This is a genomic window from Luteibacter sp. KNZ12-1A (assembly GCF_056755675.1).
Genome location: NZ_JBPGXU010000037.1, coordinates 15,906 through 33,731, shown reverse-complemented (window position 1 = coordinate 33,731; position 17,826 = coordinate 15,906). Strand labels below are relative to the sequence as shown.

Genomic DNA, 17,826 nt, shown 5'->3' with positions numbered 1-17,826 from the left:
GGGGGGGCGCCCCCGGGGGGCGGGGGGTCCCCCCCCCCCGGCCCGCGGCGCCCCCCCCCCCCCCCCCGCCGGGTTTCCTAAACCCCCCGGGCGGGCCCCCCCCCTCCCGGCCCCGGGGGCCCCCCCGCCCCCCCGCGGCTTTCCTTTACAATGGCGCCATGAAGATCGCGTCATGGAACGTCAACTCACTCAAGGTCCGCCTGCCCCATCTCCAGCAATGGCTGGCCGAGGCGCAGCCCGACATCGTCGCGTTGCAGGAAACCAAGGTCACCGACGACAAGTTTCCCGTCGACGAGGTCGCGGCCATGGGTTATCGCGCCGTGTTTTCCGGGCAGAAGACCTATAACGGCGTCGCCATCCTCGCCAAGGACGACATCGGCGATGTCGTGACCGACATCGCCGGCCTCGACGACCCGCAGCGGCGCATCATCGCGGCGACGGTGGGCGACGTTCGCGTGGTGAACCTCTACGTCGTCAACGGCAAGGCGCTCGGCGACGAAAAGTACACCTACAAGCTGCACTGGCTGGCGCGCGTGCGCGATTTCCTCGAAACCGAGATCGCCCGGCATCCGAAACTCGTGGTGCTCGGCGACTTCAACATCTGCCGCGACGACCGCGACGTCTACGATCCGGTCGCCTGGGGCGAGGACATCTTCTGTTCCCCGCCCGAGCGCGCGGCCTTGCAGGCCCTGCTCGACGTGGGTCTTCATGACAGTTTCCGGCTTTTCACCGAAGATGCCGGCATCTTCAGCTGGTGGGACTACCGCCAGGCCGCGTTCCGCCGCAACATGGGACTGCGGATCGACCTCATCTTGATCAGCGATGCGCTCAAATCCGTCGCGACCTCGTCGATCATCGACAAGGCGCCGCGTAAGTGGGAGCAGCCGTCCGACCACGCGCCCGTCGCGTTGGAGTTGAACCTTTGAATACACCGAAGTCCGAATGGCCGAGTTCCCTCGACGACCGGGAGCTCGAAGAACTCGATACCTACCTGCGCGCGCACGGTAGCGACGGCGACCTCATGCTCGATGGCGTGCATGGCCTGCTCTCGGCCGTGGCGATCGGCCCCCTCGAAGTCAAGCCCGAGGAATGGCTGCACGAGGTCCTGCACGACGCGTTCGAGGACGAAAGCGAAGGCAACCGGGTGCTGGAGTTGCTCGCCAAGCTCAACGACTCGATCAGCGCGGAACTCGACGTGGATGCCTACGAGCCCATCCTCGGCGAGATCGACACCGAGGAAGGACCGCTGCTTTCGGCGGCCGGCTGGTGCGAAGGTTTCAGCCGCGGCATCGACATGCGCGCCCAGCTGTGGGAAACGCGGCTCGCGGAGGACCCCACGCTGATGCAACTGCTCGGCCCCATCATGGCGCTGGCGGTGGACGAAGGCGTGCTCCAGGCCGACGCCGAATTCGAAAAGCTCACCGACGACGAATACGACGAATGCCTGGGCCAGCTGCCGGAGGTGCTCAACGCCGTGGGCGATTACTGGCGTGAAAGTCCACCGACGGAGGCCGAGCTCCAGGCGCTCACCCGCCCGCGCGTGGAAGGCGAGGACGGCCCGCCCCGGCAGCGATCGGGCCACTGGGTGCACTGACACCCCCGCTTCGCGAAACGCATCGTTCACGCCACGCGCCTTGGCGGCGTGCGCCACAACCGGCATCTTGGCGGCAACCAAGGAGCCAGCCATGACCCATCGCCACATCACCCGCCGCGTCAGCGGCATGGATACCGCCGACGGCGCGGGCGTGAAGCTCAAGCGCATCATCGGCCAGCCCGCCCTCGACATGCTGGACCCGTTCCTGCTGCTCGACGAATTCCGTTCGGACCAGCCCGGTGACTACATCGAAGGTTTCCCCGAGCATCCCCATCGCGGCTTCGAAACGGTGACCTACATGCTCGCCGGCCGCATGCGGCACGGCGACAACCACGGCAACCGTGGCGACCTCGGTCCCGGCAGCGTCCAGTGGATGACGGCCGGGCGCGGCATCCTGCATTCTGAAATGCCGCAACAGGAAGAAGGCCTGATGTGGGGCTTCCAGCTGTGGGTGAACCTGCCCGCCGCCGACAAGATGGTGGCGCCGCGTTACCAGGACATCGCCCCCACCGAGATCCCTGTCGTACGGCCCGCCGAAGGCGTGACCGTACGTGTCGTCGCGGGCGAAATCGCTGGCGAGAAGGGGCCGGTCTCCGGCATCAGTACCGATCCGATCTATCTCGACATCGCACTGGATGCGGGTGCCCGCCTGGAACTCGACCTGCCGGAAGGCCATAGCGCGTTCGCCTACGTCTTCGACGGCACGGCGGCGACCGTGGCCGGTGAGACATTGGCGCGCAGCGAGTTGGCCGTGCTATCGAAAGGTGACAAGGTCAGCTTCGCCGCGGAAGGACACGCCCGTATCCTGTTCGTCGCGGGCCGCCCGCTCGCCGAGCCGGTGGCGCGTTACGGCCCGTTCGTCATGAACACGCCGGCCCAGATCCATGAGGCGATCGCCGACTTCCGCGCGGGAAAGTTCTGACGAGAACCCTGTAACGGGACGGCGGCGGTTGTCAGGTTCGCCCTTGCCGCCGTACCCTGCCGGGCATGTCCAGACAAAAGCATGCCTTCCTCTTCGATCTCGACGGGACCCTCGTCGACAGCGTCTACCAGCACGTCCTCGCATGGAAGGAATCGCTCGACATGGAGGGCATCGACCTCTCCGTGTGGCGGATCCACCGCAAGATCGGGATGAGCGGCGGCTTGTTCACCGACATCCTGCTGCGCGAGACGCAGACCGAGATCACGCCGGACCGGATCGACCGCCTGCGCCGCAACCATGCCGCAGCCTATGGGAGGTTGGCCGAGGCCGGCGCGGTGAAACCGCTGCCCGGCGCGGTCGAACTGCTGAAATGGCTCACGGACGCGAAAATTCCCTGGGCCATCGCCACCAGCGGGCGCATGGAAACGGCGGCGCACAATATCGCGGCCCTCGGCGTCGATCCGGACAAGGTGCCGGTGGTGACCCGCGACCAGGTCCGCCACGCGAAGCCCGACCCGGATCTCTTCGTCACCGCTGCCCAGCGGCTGGGGACCGACATCCGCGATGCGATGGTCATCGGCGATGCGATCTGGGATATGCTCGCCGCCCAGCGGGCCAGGGCTCTGGGAATCGGCCTGCTGTCCGGAGGCTATGGCGAGAACGAACTCGAACGGGCGGGTGCCTACCGTGTGTTCGAGGACCCGGCCGACCTGCTCCGGCACATCGATGAAGTCGCAGCGCGAAGCTGAACGGATTCAATAAGTTCCCCGAGGCGTTTAGGCGCCGGAAGGGAAAGGGTTCGTAGGATCGCACCCATACGCATCGCGAGGATTTCACTGCACATGCGCTTCTTGCTCACCGTCGTACCGCTCACGGCCGCGTTCATCATCGCGGCGTGCTCCCATTCCGAACCCGCCGCACCCGAGGCGTCGCCCACGGCGGCCGCGACGGCCGCGTCACCGGCTCCGGGCAAGACGGCGCCGGCAAACCCGGCGCTCGGCTCGCCTGAATGGCTGGCCTGGGTCGACAAGACGTTGGCGGTCAGTGACGACGGACATGGGCCCACGCCGGGTTCCGACGAGTGGAACCGGGCCGTGAATACGAAGCTTGGACAGGAAGCCCCACAGGCGTCGCCGGGTTCGGCCGAGTGGCAGCAGGCGGTGGATGCGCTTTTGCGCACTCGGGTGGCGACGCACTAGGGAATCGCCGACAGGGTCGGCTCCCACCAGACGGTCTGCCACCGAGCGGCTTGCCATCGAGCGACCTTGTCTCCGGACTGTCCGCGCGCTACCTGGTGGGAGCCGACCTTGTCGGCGATCCCGCGGCAGCGGGCCAGGTTACGGCAAGCACCCATCGCCGCTGAAGCGGCTCCCACAAGAGTTCGGTGACTCCCCGGCCTGAAGCGGCTGACCTGCAAAGTACCCAGGCCTCAGAACCGAAGGTCCGGAACCTATAGCGTGGCCGGCAAACGCTTCGCCCCGGCCGGAACCTTCACCTCGCCCGATGGCAGCGAAAGAACGATCCCGCCCGGCACGTGCACCGGCTGCGTGATCTCCAGCACCGCCTCCCCACCCTTCGCCTTCAACGTGTAACCGAACCGCCCGTAAGGCGTGCGCAGGTCGCGGATCGCTATGCCCTCGCCTTCCAGCCATCCTGGTTGCACGCCGGCGGCGATCACCAGGGCACCATCGGACTCGCGGTCGTAGGCGAACATGTCCAGTGCCGAGCGCACGTAGTCCGAGGCGATCCACGCATGCGGCATGTCGCCCACGAAACGCGGTTCACGCGGATCGCGGCCCACCACTTCGGCCCATTGGTTCCACGCGGCGGGACGACGGTCGGCGAAGAAGAACGCTACGAGTTCATCGAGCCGGTCGCGCCAACCGAGCCGGATGAAGCTGGCGATCGTGCGCAGTTCGTACGGCGTGTAGTCTTTCCACGCGGTCTTTCCATCGCGACGGGCGACGAAGCCACGCCAGTATGTCTCGAAGGTGTTGTCGAGCAAGGCCTTCGGCAGTCGCGACTGCTCGCCTCCCGGCGATAGCGCGATGGTGGTCGAGGTCGCGTCGAAATCGCCCAGTTCGGCCGAACCGGGGATGAAATCGATGCCCTTGGCTTTCACCGCCGCGGCGATGGAAGCATGCAGGTCATCGCGGAACTGATCGCGCGACGCGATGAAGCGCTTCGCGTCATCCGGCTGGCGAAGTGCCTGTGCGAGTTCAACGGCATCGTCGTAACCCTTCAACGCCCAGAAATCGTCCCAGTACGAATGCATCGGCTTGGTCGAATAGCCCTCGTGACTGATCGATGCGGGCATCAGTCCGTAAAGAGCCCGATCCGGTCCATCCCGTCGTGACGGCACGCGTTCGCTCATGCGCAATCCGTCCATATAGGCGACGGCCTTGCGTACGTGCGGATACAGCGCCTCCACCGTCGCGCGATCGTGCGTATAACGCCAGAGCTCCGCCACGCTGAAGATCAGTTCGCCGTGGCTATCGTTCTCGGGAACGGGATCGGAACCGCGCGCGTCGACGCAACACGGAACCTTGCCGTTGGAGAACTGATGTGGCGCGTACCAGCGGATGAATTCAGAGGCGACGTCTTCATGGCCCGTACGCAACAGGCCTTCGAGCATCATCGCGCCATCGCGGACCCATGTTCGCGAATACGAACGGGTGCCGGGCTGCAAGGCGGGACCGTCGCGGGAAATCAAGATTTGCGCGATACCGCTCTTCATCGTGTCGACGACCGGCCGCGCCACGTCGGGTACGGTCACCGTCACACGATCCAGTTTGTCGCGCCACGAAGCCGCGACCGCATCGGCATGATCGGCGAGCCAGCGCCCGGCGTCGTTCGGCATCGCGACATCGTCGCCTGGCTTCACCGGAACGACGACGCCGAGGTCCACGTGGCCATGCGCGGGCACGCGCAGGTCATATAGCAATGCGCCCTGGGCGAAGCCGCCGTCGTCATGCAGCGTCTTCGTCGAGGGCCGTTCGCCCGCATCCAGGCGTTCGCTCAAGGTCGCCGGTTCATTCGTGCTGGCGACGAAACCGGTCGTCGTCTGCAAGGGGATCACCTTGCGCCTGCCGTTGACGGTAAGCGCCTTGCCATCCCAGGCGAGATCGTCGATACGGCTGACGCCACCGGGCGCGTTGAGGAACTGCGTAGGGGGATTCACCTGGAAAGGCCGCGCGGCCAGTGCCAGCGTCACGTCGCGGGCCTTGTCGCCGTTGTTCTCCATCCGGTAGCCCAGCACCAGCTGCGACGCGCCCGCCGGGCCCTGCGCAAAGGCGGTGGTCGTGAGCGCGAGCTCGCCCGCCTGCCAACGAACGGAAGGAAGGGGAAGATAGCCGTCGCGCAGCGACTGGCTCGTCGTCACATCGGCCCAGGTGATGAGCTTGCGCCCGTCGATCAGGAACGGCTCGATCGAGAAGCCGCCGCGCACGACTTCGACGGCGCCGTCTTCGGAGATCAGGGCCGAGTCACGGCTGCCACCGTCGACGCCGACGATCGTCCAATAGGATTGCTCGCCGGAGAACCCGCGTGGGTAGAGGCCGCGGCGTACCTGCTTCGCACGCGATTCGAAGATGGCATTGGGCGTGGGTGGTGGAGCGGGTACGGCTTCGGGTTTGCGTGCGACGAGGCGAAGGTTATCGAAGCAGACCTCACCCTTGTTCGCGCCAGGTGCCATGGGACCCGTTGTGGGAGCCGCTTCAGCGGCGATGGGTGCTTGAGCCAGACTGGCCTGCTGCCACGGGATCGCCGCTGAAGCGGCTCCCACAGGGATGCTGCCGGCTGGAGACTTGTTGGCGTTGGCGTTGGGTTGGGCCTCGGCGTAGATCACGAATTCCACGTCGCGTGTATGTCGGAGCGTGCGGTCCTTCAGCGGACCCCAGGCGAACTCCACCTGGCGGCTCGTGGCTTCGATCGTCTGCCATGCATCGCGTGGAACGAAGGACGGTTTCTGGAACCACCACACGTTGTCGCCGCTGTCGTCGATCAGTTTGAACTGCAAGGTGTTCGGCGGCATGTTTCCGCGCACATCGAAGCTCAGCGCGAAACCGTCGGGAAAATCGATCGGCAGCGTCTTGCGGATGGAGGCCGCGCCGGATACGCCGTTGAAATCGTAGTCGAGGCAGATCGCCTGCCCGGTCTTCCCGGGAATGGCACGAAGCGCGGCGGAGACGTCGTCGGTGTGTGTCGCCGTCCAGCCGCTGGTCGTATCGAAATTATCGAGCGCCTTGGGGGATGGCGATGCCGGAGCCGCCAGAGCTGTCGAGGATGTCGCCGCTGTCGCGGAAGCGGCAATGGCGCCCGCGATGAATAGCGCGAACAATGTCCTGCGCAGTCCCTTGGAACCCTTCGAAGCCGCCGCCGCTCTTGTGGGAGCCGCTTCAGCGGCGATGGGTGCTCGTCTCATACTGGCCCGCTGCCGCGGGATCGCCGCTGAAGCGGCTCCCACAAGTGAGGCTCCTATAAGTGAGGCTCCTGCACGTGGGGTTCCTCCAGGTGAGACTTTCACCAGTGCGGTTCCTTCGGTATGGTTCTGCGCCATGCTCAACCCTTGACGCTGCCCAGCAGCAGGCCTTCCAGGTAGTAGCGCTGCAAGGCGAGGAACAGCACCAGCACCGGCAGGATGGTCACGACCGAACCGGCCATCATCAACTCGCTATCCTGCACGTGCTCGCGCGACAGCGACGCCAGTGCGATGGGAAGCGTGTAGTGCTCTTGTCCGGTCAGGGCGATCAACGGCCACATGAAGTCGTTCCACGCAGCGAGGAAGGTGAAGATCGCGAGCGTGACCATGATCGGCTTGAGCAGCGGCATCACGATCGTGGCGAAGATGCGGAACTCGCCCGCCCCGTCGATGCGCGCGGCTTCCATCAGGTCGTCCGGAAAGCCGCTGGCATACTGGCGGACGAGGAAGATGCCGAAGATCGTCGCCAGCGCGGGGACGATCACCGCGCCATAGGTATTCACCAGGCCCATGTACTTCAGCAGCAGGAACAGAGGCAGCATCGCCACCTGCGCCGGAATCACCAACGCACCGAGCAACACCTGGAAGAGGCGCTGGCGCCCCTTGAACTCCAGCTTGGCGAAGGCGTAGCCGGCCATCAGGTTGAAAGCCAGCGAGATGACGGTGATGGCCGTCGAGATCAGCAAGCTGTTGAACAGGTAACGGCCCATGCCGGCGTTGAGGAAGAGCTGCCGGTAGTTGTCCAGCGTGGCGTGCGTGGGCAGCACGGGTGGAGGCAGCGAGCTGGCCTGTCCCTGGGGCATGAACGACACCGAGACCATGTACAGCAATGGCGCGATGGCGATCGCGGCGCCGCCGATCAGCAGGCCGTTGATGAGGGCTTTCGCCATGCGCGGGCTCATGCCGCTTCTCCCTGCTTCGACAGGCGAAGCATCGCGGCGGTGACCACGAACATGATCACGAACAGGATGAAGGCCACCGCCGAAGCCGAGCCGAGGTTCCACCACTTGAAGCCTTCCTCGTACATCAGGTACAGCACCGAGGTCGTGCTTTGCAGCGGTCCGCCTTCGGTCATCACGTAGGGTTCGGCGAACAACTGGAAGTAACCCGAGACGGTGAGGATGCCGACCATCACCATCGTGGGCTTCAGCATCGGCAGCGTGATGTGGCGGAACTGCGCGATGGCCGAGGCGCCGTCGATGCGTGCGGCTTCGTACAAGTCACCGGGAATCGCCTGCAAGCCAGCCATGAAGATGATCATGTTGTAGCCGAAGTTCTTCCACACGGCGAAGAGGATGATTGTGGGCATCGCCCAGTGCGGGTCGCCGAGCCAGTCCACGGTGGGCATGCCGATGGAGTCGAGCACGTAGTTGATCAGGCCGTACTTGGTGTTGAACAGGTAGCGCCAGATCACCGCGACGGCCACCACCGTCGTGACCACGGGTGCGAACAGCGCAGTGCGGAAGAACGGCTTGAAGCGGGCCATGGGTGAGTTGAGGAGCATCGCCGCGCCCAGCGAGGCGATCAGCGACAACGGCACGCCCACCACCACGAAATACACGGTATGGCCCAACGCCGACCAGAACAGCGGACGCTGCAGCAGCGACCAGTAGTTCTGCAGGGCGACGAAACGCAGGTTGCGGATATCCGCCAGCGCATAGAGATCGTAATCGGTGACGGACAGGAACAATGCCGCGACCACCGGCAACAGGAAGAACAGCCCGAGGATGATCAGAGCTGGGGTGACGAAGAGCCAGGCGGCGCGGGTGGTATTCATGGTGTTGCCTTGTGGCCGTGGTCCAGCATCCAGCGGCGTTTTTCCAGGAGACGGTCGGCGCGCCGGTCGATTTCCTCGGCGGCCTGGTCGATCGTGAGATCGCCGTGCGCGGCCTGCGCGGCGACCAGCTGCATCTCGGTGACGATGCGCTCCCATTCGGCGACGGGCGGCGTGGGTTTCACGCGTTCCAGTTGATCGCGGAACGCCGTGGCCTTGTCGTCGTCCTTCAGGGCCGGCGCCTGCCACGAGGAACGACGTGGCGGCATGTCGCCCAGGATTTCATAGAACCGCGCCTGGATCGCCGGACGGGACAGGAACTCGATGAGCGCCCAGGCATCGTCCTTGTGCTTCGATGCACGGTAGATCACCAGGCTGGAGCCGCCCGCGTTCGATGCGCCCGGCCCGTTCGGGCCTGGCAGCGCCACGGTTCCCCAGTCGGCCTGTTGCGCGGGCGGCAGGCGCTTGCGGAACTCGCCGATGTTCCAGGGGCCGGAAAGATAGAATGCATAGAAGCCCTGGCCGAACGCGGCCCAGGGATTGCCGATGCCGACATTGGTCATCATCGGCGCCTGCTGGTCCTTGAACATCGAGACGTAGAAGGCCAGCGCCTTCTTGAACCCCGGGCTGCGGAAGTTGCCGTAGCGCCCGTCGTCGCGCAACAGCGGATCGTCCTGCTGCAAGGCCAGCGCCAGCAGTTGTTCGAACTCGTTGGTGGGCAACAGCACGCCATAGACCTTGCCACGAGGCTGGGCCAGCCGGGCCATCATCGCCTGCCATTCGTTCCAGTCGCGTGGCGGGTGGTCGTAACCCACCTTGGCGAGCAGGTCCTTGCGGTAGAAAAGCAGGCGGGTATCCACGTACCAGGGCACGCCATAGAGCGTGCCGTCGATGACATTGGTGGACCAGATCGCGGGAAAGTAATCGTCGCGGGCGACGATCTTCGAACCGGCGACACGCGCATCGAGTGGTTCGAGCGCGCCGAGCGCCACCATCTCGGGAATCCACGTGTTACCCAGCTGCGTGATGTCCGGCGTCGAGTCGCCCGCGTACGCGGTAAGCAGCTTCTGATGCGCGGCCGTGAGCGGGAGCTGCTGTATTTCCACATGCAACCCCGGGTGTTCGGCCTCGAACTCGGGCAGCAGCTTCGCCACGGCCTCGCCTTCGCGGCCGATCGTCCAGAACTGCAACGTACGCGTGCCTTGTTCCTGTTTCGCGCAACCGGCGACACCGGCACCGGCGAGCGCCAATGCCAGGGTCACGCGCAGGACGCGCGCCACGCGCTTCACCATAGGTTGGCTTCCGTATCGGCATCGAGCCAGCCACCGGTGAAGCCGGCGCGCTCGAGCCCCTTGCGGATGTACGGGTTCTTCTTCATCACGTTCCAGACGAACTCGCTACGGTAGTTCTCGATCATCAGCACGATCGGTCCCTGGTCGAGCCCGAGATGCACCGTATCGGCCCAGCCGAAGCCCGGTATCAGCCTGCCCGTGCGCAAGTCGGTCTGCGTATGGAAGCTGAGGTTGAAGGCGTCGACGAAACCGTATTTCGTATAGATGTACTGGCCATATTTCTTCTTCATTTCCTCCAGCGCGGGGATCACGATCTCCGGCGCGAAGGCGATGGAACCGCCCGCGGCCGTCGGCACGATGGTGCCGTCGTCGGAGATGTAGTCGAGGCCGGCACCGCGCGCGGTATAGCCGGCGAAGGTGCGCTCCTTGTCACCCTGCTTCACGATCATGCCGCCCGGACCGTTGCTGGCGGTGAGGCCCCATATGTTCTTGCCGTAGCCGGTCCAGCCACCGGGATTGGCTATGGCGTAGGCCTGCTGCGAATACGTGGCTCGGCGGCTGTTCTCGAAATAGTCGATATTGTGTGCGCGGCTCCAGGCGTCGCGGATGCCGCGGAAGTCCACCCAGGTGTGGCTGAACTGGTGTCCGAACAGCGGAGCGAAATTGAGGAAGGTCTGGCCGTGGAATTCGCCCCAGGTCTTGTCGTAGGTCTTCGTCCAGGCGGCCCATGCATCCTCGCCCACGGGATGGGTGGGTGAGCCGAGCGCCAGGATGTACACGAGCATGCCTTCGTTGTAACCGGTCCAGTCGTGCGGGATGTGCTTGCCGCCCGGCGTCCAGCCCATGCTGATCAGCGGTTTGTGGTTCTGCGCCCAGGTCCATTCCACGCGGCGATAGATGTCGTCGGCGAGGCTGCGGATTTCCTTTTCCTTCGCATCGTCGCGGTCGTAGTAGCTCTGCGCGAACAGCACGCCACCAAGCAACAGCGCCGTGTCGACGGTGGACGCCTCCACCCGGCGATCGTGGCGCTTGCCGGTTTCCATGTCGAGGAAGTGATAGAAGAAACCGTGGTAGCCGGTGGCATCGTCTTCGGAATCGTTCTGCGGCGCGTCGTGGAAGAAGCGCAATGTGACCAGCGTGCGGTCGACCGCCTGCTCGCGCGTGATATAGCCGCGCTCCACGCCGACGCCGTAGGCGGTAAGGCCGAAGCCCACCGAGGTGATCGAGGCGAAGGAGTTGGTCGGGTAGTGGTCGGGAATGAGGCCGTTGGACGGGTTGGCGCTGTCCCAGAACCACTGGAACGTGCGCTTCTCCAGATCCACGATCATCGGTGGAACGGGGTGGATGTCCTTGATCGCCACCGCTTGGGCGTGTGTCGGCCTGGGTGTCTCTTTTTCCGCCATGGCCAACGGCGAGGCGAAGGCGAGGAGGACACCGAGGGCGAGGAAGAACGAGAGACGCTTTGTCGTTTTGGCTTGCATGACGCGGGTCCTAGCTGTGTAAACGTTTACGCCAGAGGGTCGGAGAAAGGCCCCGCAGGGCCTTGGTCGAACGGGAACCATACGTACCGGCTGGTCCCCTGGCAATCGCGCATGTCATGACACCACCTGCGGTGCGCGGCATTCGCGGTCGATGAACTGCTGGTGGGTGGGCATCAGGTCGACGTTCTTCGAAACGACGTCGCGGATGCTGGCGAGAAACCTCGGAATATCCTCATCGGGCATCTGATCGACCAACGGATCGTAACCCCTCGGCATGATGCCCTGGCCGATCATCACCTGGATCCAGCTGACCACGGCGAACATCTCCTCCGCGGTACGGAAGAAGCGGCCGCTGTGGCGAAACAGGTCGATGTTCTCCTGCAACGAAGCAGGAATCGACATGTTCCTGCAATCGTTCCAGAAAGGTGAGTCGTCGCGGGCGGTGGCCTTGTAATGCAGGATCAGGAAGTCGCGGATGCGCTCCGCCTCGAAGCGGGTTTGCGCGTTGTAGCGGTCGACCAGCACGGGGTCCATCACGCCATCGGATGGGAACAGCTGAAGCAACTTCGAAATTCCCGCCTGGATCATATGGATGCTGGTCGATTCCAGCGGCTCCATGAAACCGCTGGCGAGACCGAGCGAAACCACATTCCGGTTCCATGCTTTCTTCCGGATGCCGGTGACGAAGCGCAGCGGACGAGGTTCCGCCAGGGCTTCGCCATCGAGGTTCGCCAGGAGCTTCGCGGCGGCCTCGTCATCACCGATGTGGCGGCTCGAATACACGTAGCCGTTGCCGGTGCGATGTTGCAGCGGAATGCGCCATTGCCAACCCGCTTCGCGCGCGGTGGAGCGCGTATACGGCGTCGGTTCTTCCACGCGCGCGCACGGTACGGCCAGTGCGCGGTCGCAGGGAAGCCAGTGGCTCCAGTCCTCGTAGCCGGATTCCAAGGCGCCTTCGATGAGCAGGCCACGAAATCCCGAGCAGTCGATGAAGAGGTCGCCCTCGATACGCTCGCCACTGGCGAGCAGCACCGCGGCGACATGGCCCGACTCCGGATGCAACTCGACGTCCCGGACCTTGCCTTCGCTGCGCCGGACTCCACGCGCTTCCGCGTATTCGCGCAGGTAACGGGCATAGAGCGACGCGTCGAAGTGATACGCGTAAGCGATGCCACCGAGGGGATTGCTCGCGGGCACGTCGACCGGCGCGGGCATGAACTTGCCGCGGACGGCGGCGACGGTGTTGACGGAGTAGTCGCCGAGGTCGGCGGCGGAGCCTGCCTGCCGGCCCTTGAGCCAGAACTGATGGAATGGCGTCAGGCCGATGTCGTGGCCCATCACGCCGAAACCGTGAATATAGGAGTCGCCCAGCCTGCCCCAGTCGCGGAACTGGATGCCGAGCTTGAACGTACCCTGCGTGCGGGCGACGAAATGGGCTTCGTTCAGTCCCAGCAGGTTGTTGAAGAGCTTGATGTGCGGAACGGTGGCTTCACCGACACCGACGATTCCGATCTCGTCGGACTCGACGAGCCGAACGGTCACCTTCCGGCCGAGCACGCGCGCCAGTGCGGATGCCGCCATCCATCCGGCGGTGCCTCCACCGACGACGACGATATGGGTGATGCCGTTGTTCATCGCTGGACCGCTGGTGCAGGGGCTAAGAAATGCGCCCGCGGGGAGACGCGCGGGCGCCAAATACGGCGCACCCGGCCATGCGTGCCGGATGCGCCGCTGGAGCGCTTAGAACTTGAAGCCAGCCGTGAAGCGGGCGGTACGCGGCACGAACTGGATGTTGCCCTTCTTGTTGAACACGACCGGCGTACCCGTCGGAGCGTTGATAGTCCCGAAGTTCGTGTTGTAGTCGACCAGGTTCTTCCAGTTGAAGACGTTCAGGATGTCGAAACGGATATAGAACTTCGTCTGATCGTTTTCGTTGAGCACGAAGTCCTTCGTGGCCTGGAAGTCGATGTCGCGATAACCCCAGATCTTTCCGCCGACGAGGAACTTCGAACCCGGAGGAGTAAAGGCGCCCGGACGGTTTGCCTCGCCAGTCGGGAAAAGGTATCCCCCACCGTAGCCATACGTACCGTTCCAGGGCAGCGGCGTCGCAAGGGTCAGCTTCGCCGAGAAGGTGAGGCCCCACGGGCCATCCAGCGAACCGGTCGCCACGAAACGATGCTTCGACGCCGCGTTCGAGGTGACGAACGGATAATCCTGGATGGTGGCCTCGTCGAACGAGTAGTGTTCCTTGATGTCGCGGTTCTGCTTTGCGCGCGTATAGGTGTATGCGAAGTTCGCGCTCCAGCCCGACTCGCGGGTGTACGGCTTGTCGGCCGACAGCAGCACCTGGGTCGTGCGCGTGCGGATGCCGTTGTTACCGATGATCATCGAACCGAAGCCGGGCACGCCGTTGTTCCAGGGCTGGCTACCGTTCTGGAAGAACGAGCCGTCCGGATAGCGGTTGCCTAGCGTGAAGGCGAAGCCGTCATAGGAAAGCACGCGCGTGATCGTCGCATCCGTGTTCCAGTCGCCGATCTTGTTCGACATGCCGATGCTGAACTGATCCGAATACGGAGCCTTCAGGTCGTTGTTCATCATGTCGACCTCCTGGCCCTTGTTCGAGCCGGCGACCAGCGCCTGCAGGTTCTCGAGGCCGTTGAGGTAGGACGGATCCCAGTTCACGCAGTTCGTGTTCGGACCGACGTTGCAGCTGCGGCCGGGAATGTTGAAGAAGATCTCCTGGTACGGCAGGGCCGACTTGGTCTGTTCCAGCTGCAGGTAGTCGTAGAGGTTGCGGTCGTACGAGCGGCCCGCGCCGCCGTGGATCACGTGCTCTTCGTCGGCGAACAGGTCGTAGGAGAAGCCCAGTCGCGGCGCCCACTGGTTCTGCGCGTGGCGGTTGTGGCCGTTGCCGATGTAGTCCTGGTAGTTGATGCCACCCTTGGCCAGCGTCTGTGCATAGGTCTGGCCCGGGAACTGGTCCTGGGCGTTCGGATCCAGCGAGTTGAAGCCGTCGATCACGTTCTGCGGCGTGACGTAGTCGAGGTAGGACGGGGTCTTTTCCTTGTCCCAGCGCACGCCGAGGTTCAGGATGAGGTGGTCGTTGATCGACCAGTCGTCCTGGATGTACGCGCCGTACTGCTTGCTGTTGGTCTCGGCGATCGAATTCAGGCCGGGCACCGGGTTGGAGAACTGCGCCCGGTACGGCAGTGCGTTCGTGCCGTTTTCATCGACGTTGTAGAAGAACTGCGGATTGGTGTTCTGCGCATCCTGCGCGTGCAGCGTGACCTCCTTGTACTTGTATCCCACCTTGACGACGTGGTCGCCATGCCAGGTGAGGTCGTTGAAGGTGAAGTCGTTCGAGATCATCGGACCTTCCTGGCCCTTGATCTGGGTGGCCAGTGCCGATGCCGAGCCGATGCCGATGATGGCCGCGTCGTTGTTCGGGCGCCAGGTGTAGTTGTAACCGTTGCCGTAGTTCAGCGGCAGGGGATCGTTCGACGAGTTCTCGTACGAAGCCTTGAACTCGTTGAAGAACCAGTCGCCGCTGTGCTGCCAGCGGAAGGTGCCGCGGGTGTCGTGGTTCTCGGTGGTGATGGACTGCTCGCGCGACTGACCCGCGCCGATGTTGTCGGCCTGGGTCTCGCGGCGCACCTGGGTGCTGATCTCGATGCGGTCGCGATCGGTCAGTTCCCAGTCGATCTTGCCGAAATACAGCTTTTCGTCGAACGGCAGGTTGGCGGGACCCAGCGCGGCCTGGGCGGCCGCCGGAAGCAGGCCGACAGCGGAAGCGGGCACATCGGAACCCGGCGTGACGGTGATCGGCGTGTCGAACTTCTTCTGCTCGAAGGTCACGAAGAAGTGCATCTTGTCCTTGATGATCGGACCGCCGAGCGCGAAACCGTATTCCTTCTCGAACGAGCGCGCCTTGTCGCCGTCTTCCTCGGCAGGGGTGCGGCTGCGGTACTTGTCCGAGGTATAGGTGTCGAACACCTCGCCATGGAATTCGTTCGTGCCCGACTTCGTCTCCGCCGTGATCGCCGCCGACGAGACCTGGTCGTACTCGGCCTTGTAGTTGCTGGTGATGACCTTGTACTCACCGATGGCCAGCTGCGGGAACGGGTTGCCCTGGCTGTTGACCTGGCCGGCGACGCCGCCCTCCTTCACGTAGCTCTTCTGGCCCACGCCGTCGATGAAGACGTTGACGGAACTGTTGTTCTGCGCGCCGCCGCGCAACGAGGTATGGCCTTGCGCGTCGACGCTGAACACCATGCCGGGGACCGTGTCGGCGAACTCGAGGAAGTTGCGCGATACCTGCGGAATGGTCTGGATCTGGCGCAACGAGATCGTCTTGGCGACTTCGGGTGTCCTCACCTCGGTCAGCGTCGTCGCGCTCACCGTCACGCCTTCCAGCGACGCGGCGTTCGCCGCATTGGCGGTGACGTCGCCGGCGGCGGGAGCCGCGGCGGCGAGGTTCAGCGTCGCGGTCGACGCGACGGTCACCGTCACCGTCTGTTCGGTGCCCGGACCCGCATCGACCTTGTACGTCGCCGGCGGCAGGCCATTGATGATGTACATGCCATCCGCGCCGGCCTTGGCGTGGCGGGTCAGGCCCGTCTGCGGATTGAACGCGGTGACGTTCGCGCCCGGCGAGGCCTTGCCGCGAAGGGTCGCGTTGGCCGACTGCGCGAATGCCGGGGGCGCCACCACGGCGGCGGCGACGGTCGCGGTGATGACGCCGGCGAGAATCTTCTTCTTCAACTGCATCGAGGCTTTCATTGTTCCCCTCTCCCAAATGTTTTCTATGTGTGTGATCCACGGAGTCGACATGGCTGTCGTGTCGCGGTGGTCGAGCCACTCTTGGAGCGTTATGCCCCCGTGTATCGCGTCGAGCGAAGTCCTGAGATTGACGCCGTCCTGGGGAGTCCCATCCACGGCCCGGCAAGCCGTGCGTTCCGACGGGGCGTCAGGCCCGTCGTCGTACCGTGTCGCTGCCGCCACACGAGGCGCGCACGACCAGTTCGGTGCCGACGACGACGCGCGGTTCGGGCGCGGCGTCCTCGGGTGCCTCGATCATCTTGACGAGGCGTTCCAGCGCCGCCTCGCCCAGCTCGGCGATGCGTATGCGGACGGTGGTAAGCGGTGGCGTCACGTAGCGCGCCATGGGAATGTCGTCGTAGCCGACCACGGCGATGTCGTCCGGCGTGCGCAGCTTCGCTTCGGAAAGCGCTGAAAGGCAGCCGATCGCCATCATGTCGTTGGCGGCGAAGATCGCGTCGGGGCGCGGCACCATCGCCAGCGCCTGTTTGCCCGCGTGATAGCCGGACTCCTCGGTGAAGTCGCCCGGCAGGATGACGGCGCGGTCGCCGAGGCCAGCCTTCGCCAATGCCTCGCGATAACCACGGGCACGCTCCTGCACATCGTGGTTCACCTGCGGACCCGCGATGAAGACGATGCGCTTGCGGCCAAGGCTCAGCAGGTGCTCGGTCATCGCGCGGGCGCCGCCGAAATCGTCGACATCGAGCGAAGCATGGCGATCGGAGCGCACGTGGCTGTTGATCAGCACGGTCGGCAGCACGATCGGCAGGTTCTCGTCGAGGAAGGCCTCGTCGGCATGGGGCGACATCACCAGAAGGCCGTCGACCCGGCCCTGCATCGCGCGCAGGGCGATCGCCGCTTCCGTGGCATCGCCATGCGAGCTGGAAACCAGCATGTACAACCCACGCGCGCGGGCGGCGAGGTCGATGCCGCGGATCAGTTCGGAGAAGAAGGCGCCATGCAGGTCGGGCAGCAGGGCGCCGATGGTCTGCGTGCGGCGGGTGATGAGGCTGCGCGCGGCGTTATGCGGCACATAGCGAAGGCGGGCCGCGACCTCGCGGATGCGCTTCTGGGTTTCCGCCGTCACACCGCCGTGGCCGTTGAGGGCGCGCGAGACGGAAGCCACCGATACGTTGGCCATTCTCGCAACGTCTTTGATCGTCACACTCACGTGGTTATCGCCCTTGACCAGCCCTCCCGGGGCCTGACGGCGCGGAACGTAAACGTTTTCACACAGGATTGTAAAGCGTGCGAAATCAACCGTTTGCTGCATCGCGGTAGGATCTACGCGAAGACGAGATACCACTTGCCGAAGCACTTTGAAAATACGTGCGAGGTCAGCGGCTTGAGTGGTACGCAAGAAATTGTGGCGGCGCAGCAGCAAACGCAGACAAACTGTTCACGGAAGTAAATAGCTGTCGCGTCAGGAACCACGTAACGGGCGTTACATGGAATTGCCGAATTC

Annotated in this window: 12 protein-coding genes and 1 pseudogene; 5 read left to right on the top strand and 8 right to left on the bottom strand. The window is 64.5% G+C overall.

The genetic code is table 11. From position 1 onward, the window contains the following. The first annotated feature begins 158 nt into the window (after nucleotides 1-158). The 5 genes from xth (at nucleotide 159) to ACR9ZJ_RS09900 (ending at nucleotide 3,715) form a co-directional block, all read left to right on the top strand. The gene (xth, locus tag ACR9ZJ_RS09920; protein WP_481282070.1) at nucleotides 159-926 is read left to right on the top strand and encodes an exodeoxyribonuclease III; all 768 of its coding nucleotides are present in this window, start codon (nucleotides 159-161) and stop codon (nucleotides 924-926) included. Further along, nucleotides 923-1,594 carry a YecA/YgfB family protein gene (locus ACR9ZJ_RS09915; RefSeq protein WP_481282071.1) on the top strand — a complete coding sequence of 224 codons (672 nt, stop codon included), beginning with the start codon at nucleotides 923-925 and terminating at the stop codon, nucleotides 1,592-1,594. The genes xth and ACR9ZJ_RS09915 overlap by 4 nt, the downstream gene beginning before the upstream one ends. Nucleotides 1,595-1,685: 91 nt before the next feature. After that, a complete protein-coding gene (locus tag ACR9ZJ_RS09910) occupies nucleotides 1,686-2,516 on the top strand; it encodes a pirin family protein (RefSeq protein WP_481287659.1) in 831 nt (276 codons plus the stop codon). Nucleotides 2,517-2,581: 65 nt separating this feature from the next. After that, nucleotides 2,582-3,265 (top strand): HAD family hydrolase, encoded by a 684-nt coding sequence (locus ACR9ZJ_RS09905; RefSeq protein ID WP_481282073.1) that lies wholly within the window; start codon nucleotides 2,582-2,584, stop codon nucleotides 3,263-3,265. Nucleotides 3,266-3,358: 93 nt separating this feature from the next. Further along, the gene (locus ACR9ZJ_RS09900) at nucleotides 3,359-3,715 is read left to right on the top strand and encodes a hypothetical protein (RefSeq protein ID WP_481282074.1); all 357 of its coding nucleotides are present in this window, start codon (nucleotides 3,359-3,361) and stop codon (nucleotides 3,713-3,715) included. Between the two features lie 251 nt (nucleotides 3,716-3,966). Here the strand turns inward: ACR9ZJ_RS09900 and ACR9ZJ_RS09895 are convergent. The 8 genes and pseudogenes from ACR9ZJ_RS09895 to ACR9ZJ_RS09860 all read right to left on the bottom strand — a co-directional run. Further along, nucleotides 3,967-6,618 (bottom strand): annotated as a pseudogene (locus tag ACR9ZJ_RS09895) (discoidin domain-containing protein); the annotation flags it as partial. Nucleotides 6,619-7,076: 458 nt separating this feature from the next. Beyond that, entirely contained in the window at nucleotides 7,077-7,898 is an 822-nt protein-coding gene (locus ACR9ZJ_RS09890; protein WP_481287658.1) for a carbohydrate ABC transporter permease, read from the bottom strand. Beyond that, on the bottom strand, nucleotides 7,895-8,773 hold the full coding sequence (locus ACR9ZJ_RS09885; protein WP_481282075.1) for a carbohydrate ABC transporter permease: 879 nt from the start codon (nucleotides 8,771-8,773) through the stop codon (nucleotides 7,895-7,897). The genes ACR9ZJ_RS09890 and ACR9ZJ_RS09885 overlap by 4 nt, the downstream gene beginning before the upstream one ends. Then, nucleotides 8,770-10,062 (bottom strand): sugar ABC transporter substrate-binding protein, encoded by a 1,293-nt coding sequence (locus ACR9ZJ_RS09880; protein WP_481287657.1) that lies wholly within the window; start codon nucleotides 10,060-10,062, stop codon nucleotides 8,770-8,772. The genes ACR9ZJ_RS09885 and ACR9ZJ_RS09880 overlap by 4 nt, the downstream gene beginning before the upstream one ends. Then, nucleotides 10,056-11,543 (bottom strand): glucoamylase family protein, encoded by a 1,488-nt coding sequence (locus tag ACR9ZJ_RS09875; RefSeq protein ID WP_481287656.1) that lies wholly within the window; start codon nucleotides 11,541-11,543, stop codon nucleotides 10,056-10,058. The genes ACR9ZJ_RS09880 and ACR9ZJ_RS09875 overlap by 7 nt, the downstream gene beginning before the upstream one ends. 114 nt (nucleotides 11,544-11,657) lie before the next feature. Next, nucleotides 11,658-13,178: a tryptophan halogenase family protein gene (locus ACR9ZJ_RS09870; protein ID WP_481282078.1), complete on the bottom strand. Its 1,521-nt coding sequence runs from the start codon at nucleotides 13,176-13,178 to the stop codon at nucleotides 11,658-11,660. 105 nt (nucleotides 13,179-13,283) lie between these two features. After that, complete coding sequence (locus tag ACR9ZJ_RS09865; protein ID WP_481287655.1) at nucleotides 13,284-16,322, bottom strand: TonB-dependent receptor; 3,039 nt, start codon at nucleotides 16,320-16,322, stop codon at nucleotides 13,284-13,286. Between the two features lie 187 nt (nucleotides 16,323-16,509). Further along, complete coding sequence (locus tag ACR9ZJ_RS09860; protein ID WP_481282080.1) at nucleotides 16,510-17,502, bottom strand: LacI family DNA-binding transcriptional regulator; 993 nt, start codon at nucleotides 17,500-17,502, stop codon at nucleotides 16,510-16,512. Nucleotides 17,503-17,826: the final 324 nt, after the last annotated feature.

What these genes read in the sequence shown, in the direction of transcription:
- xth (WP_481282070.1), top strand. Translation starts at nt 159, where the DNA reads ATGAAGATCGCGTCATGGAACGTCAACTCACTCAAGGTCCGCCTGCCC.
- ACR9ZJ_RS09880 (WP_481287657.1), bottom strand. Translation starts at nt 10,062, where the DNA reads ATGGTGAAGCGCGTGGCGCGCGTCCTGCGCGTGACCCTGGCATTGGCG.
- ACR9ZJ_RS09885 (WP_481282075.1), bottom strand. Translation starts at nt 8,773, where the DNA reads ATGAATACCACCCGCGCCGCCTGGCTCTTCGTCACCCCAGCTCTGATC.
- ACR9ZJ_RS09865 (WP_481287655.1), bottom strand. Translation starts at nt 16,322, where the DNA reads ATGAAAGCCTCGATGCAGTTGAAGAAGAAGATTCTCGCCGGCGTCATC.
- ACR9ZJ_RS09890 (WP_481287658.1), bottom strand. Translation starts at nt 7,898, where the DNA reads ATGAGCCCGCGCATGGCGAAAGCCCTCATCAACGGCCTGCTGATCGGC.
- ACR9ZJ_RS09900 (WP_481282074.1), top strand. Translation starts at nt 3,359, where the DNA reads ATGCGCTTCTTGCTCACCGTCGTACCGCTCACGGCCGCGTTCATCATC.
- ACR9ZJ_RS09875 (WP_481287656.1), bottom strand. Translation starts at nt 11,543, where the DNA reads ATGCAAGCCAAAACGACAAAGCGTCTCTCGTTCTTCCTCGCCCTCGGT.
- ACR9ZJ_RS09910 (WP_481287659.1), top strand. Translation starts at nt 1,686, where the DNA reads ATGACCCATCGCCACATCACCCGCCGCGTCAGCGGCATGGATACCGCC.
- ACR9ZJ_RS09870 (WP_481282078.1), bottom strand. Translation starts at nt 13,178, where the DNA reads ATGAACAACGGCATCACCCATATCGTCGTCGTCGGTGGAGGCACCGCC.
- ACR9ZJ_RS09905 (WP_481282073.1), top strand. Translation starts at nt 2,582, where the DNA reads ATGTCCAGACAAAAGCATGCCTTCCTCTTCGATCTCGACGGGACCCTC.
- ACR9ZJ_RS09860 (WP_481282080.1), bottom strand. Translation starts at nt 17,502, where the DNA reads ATGGCCAACGTATCGGTGGCTTCCGTCTCGCGCGCCCTCAACGGCCAC.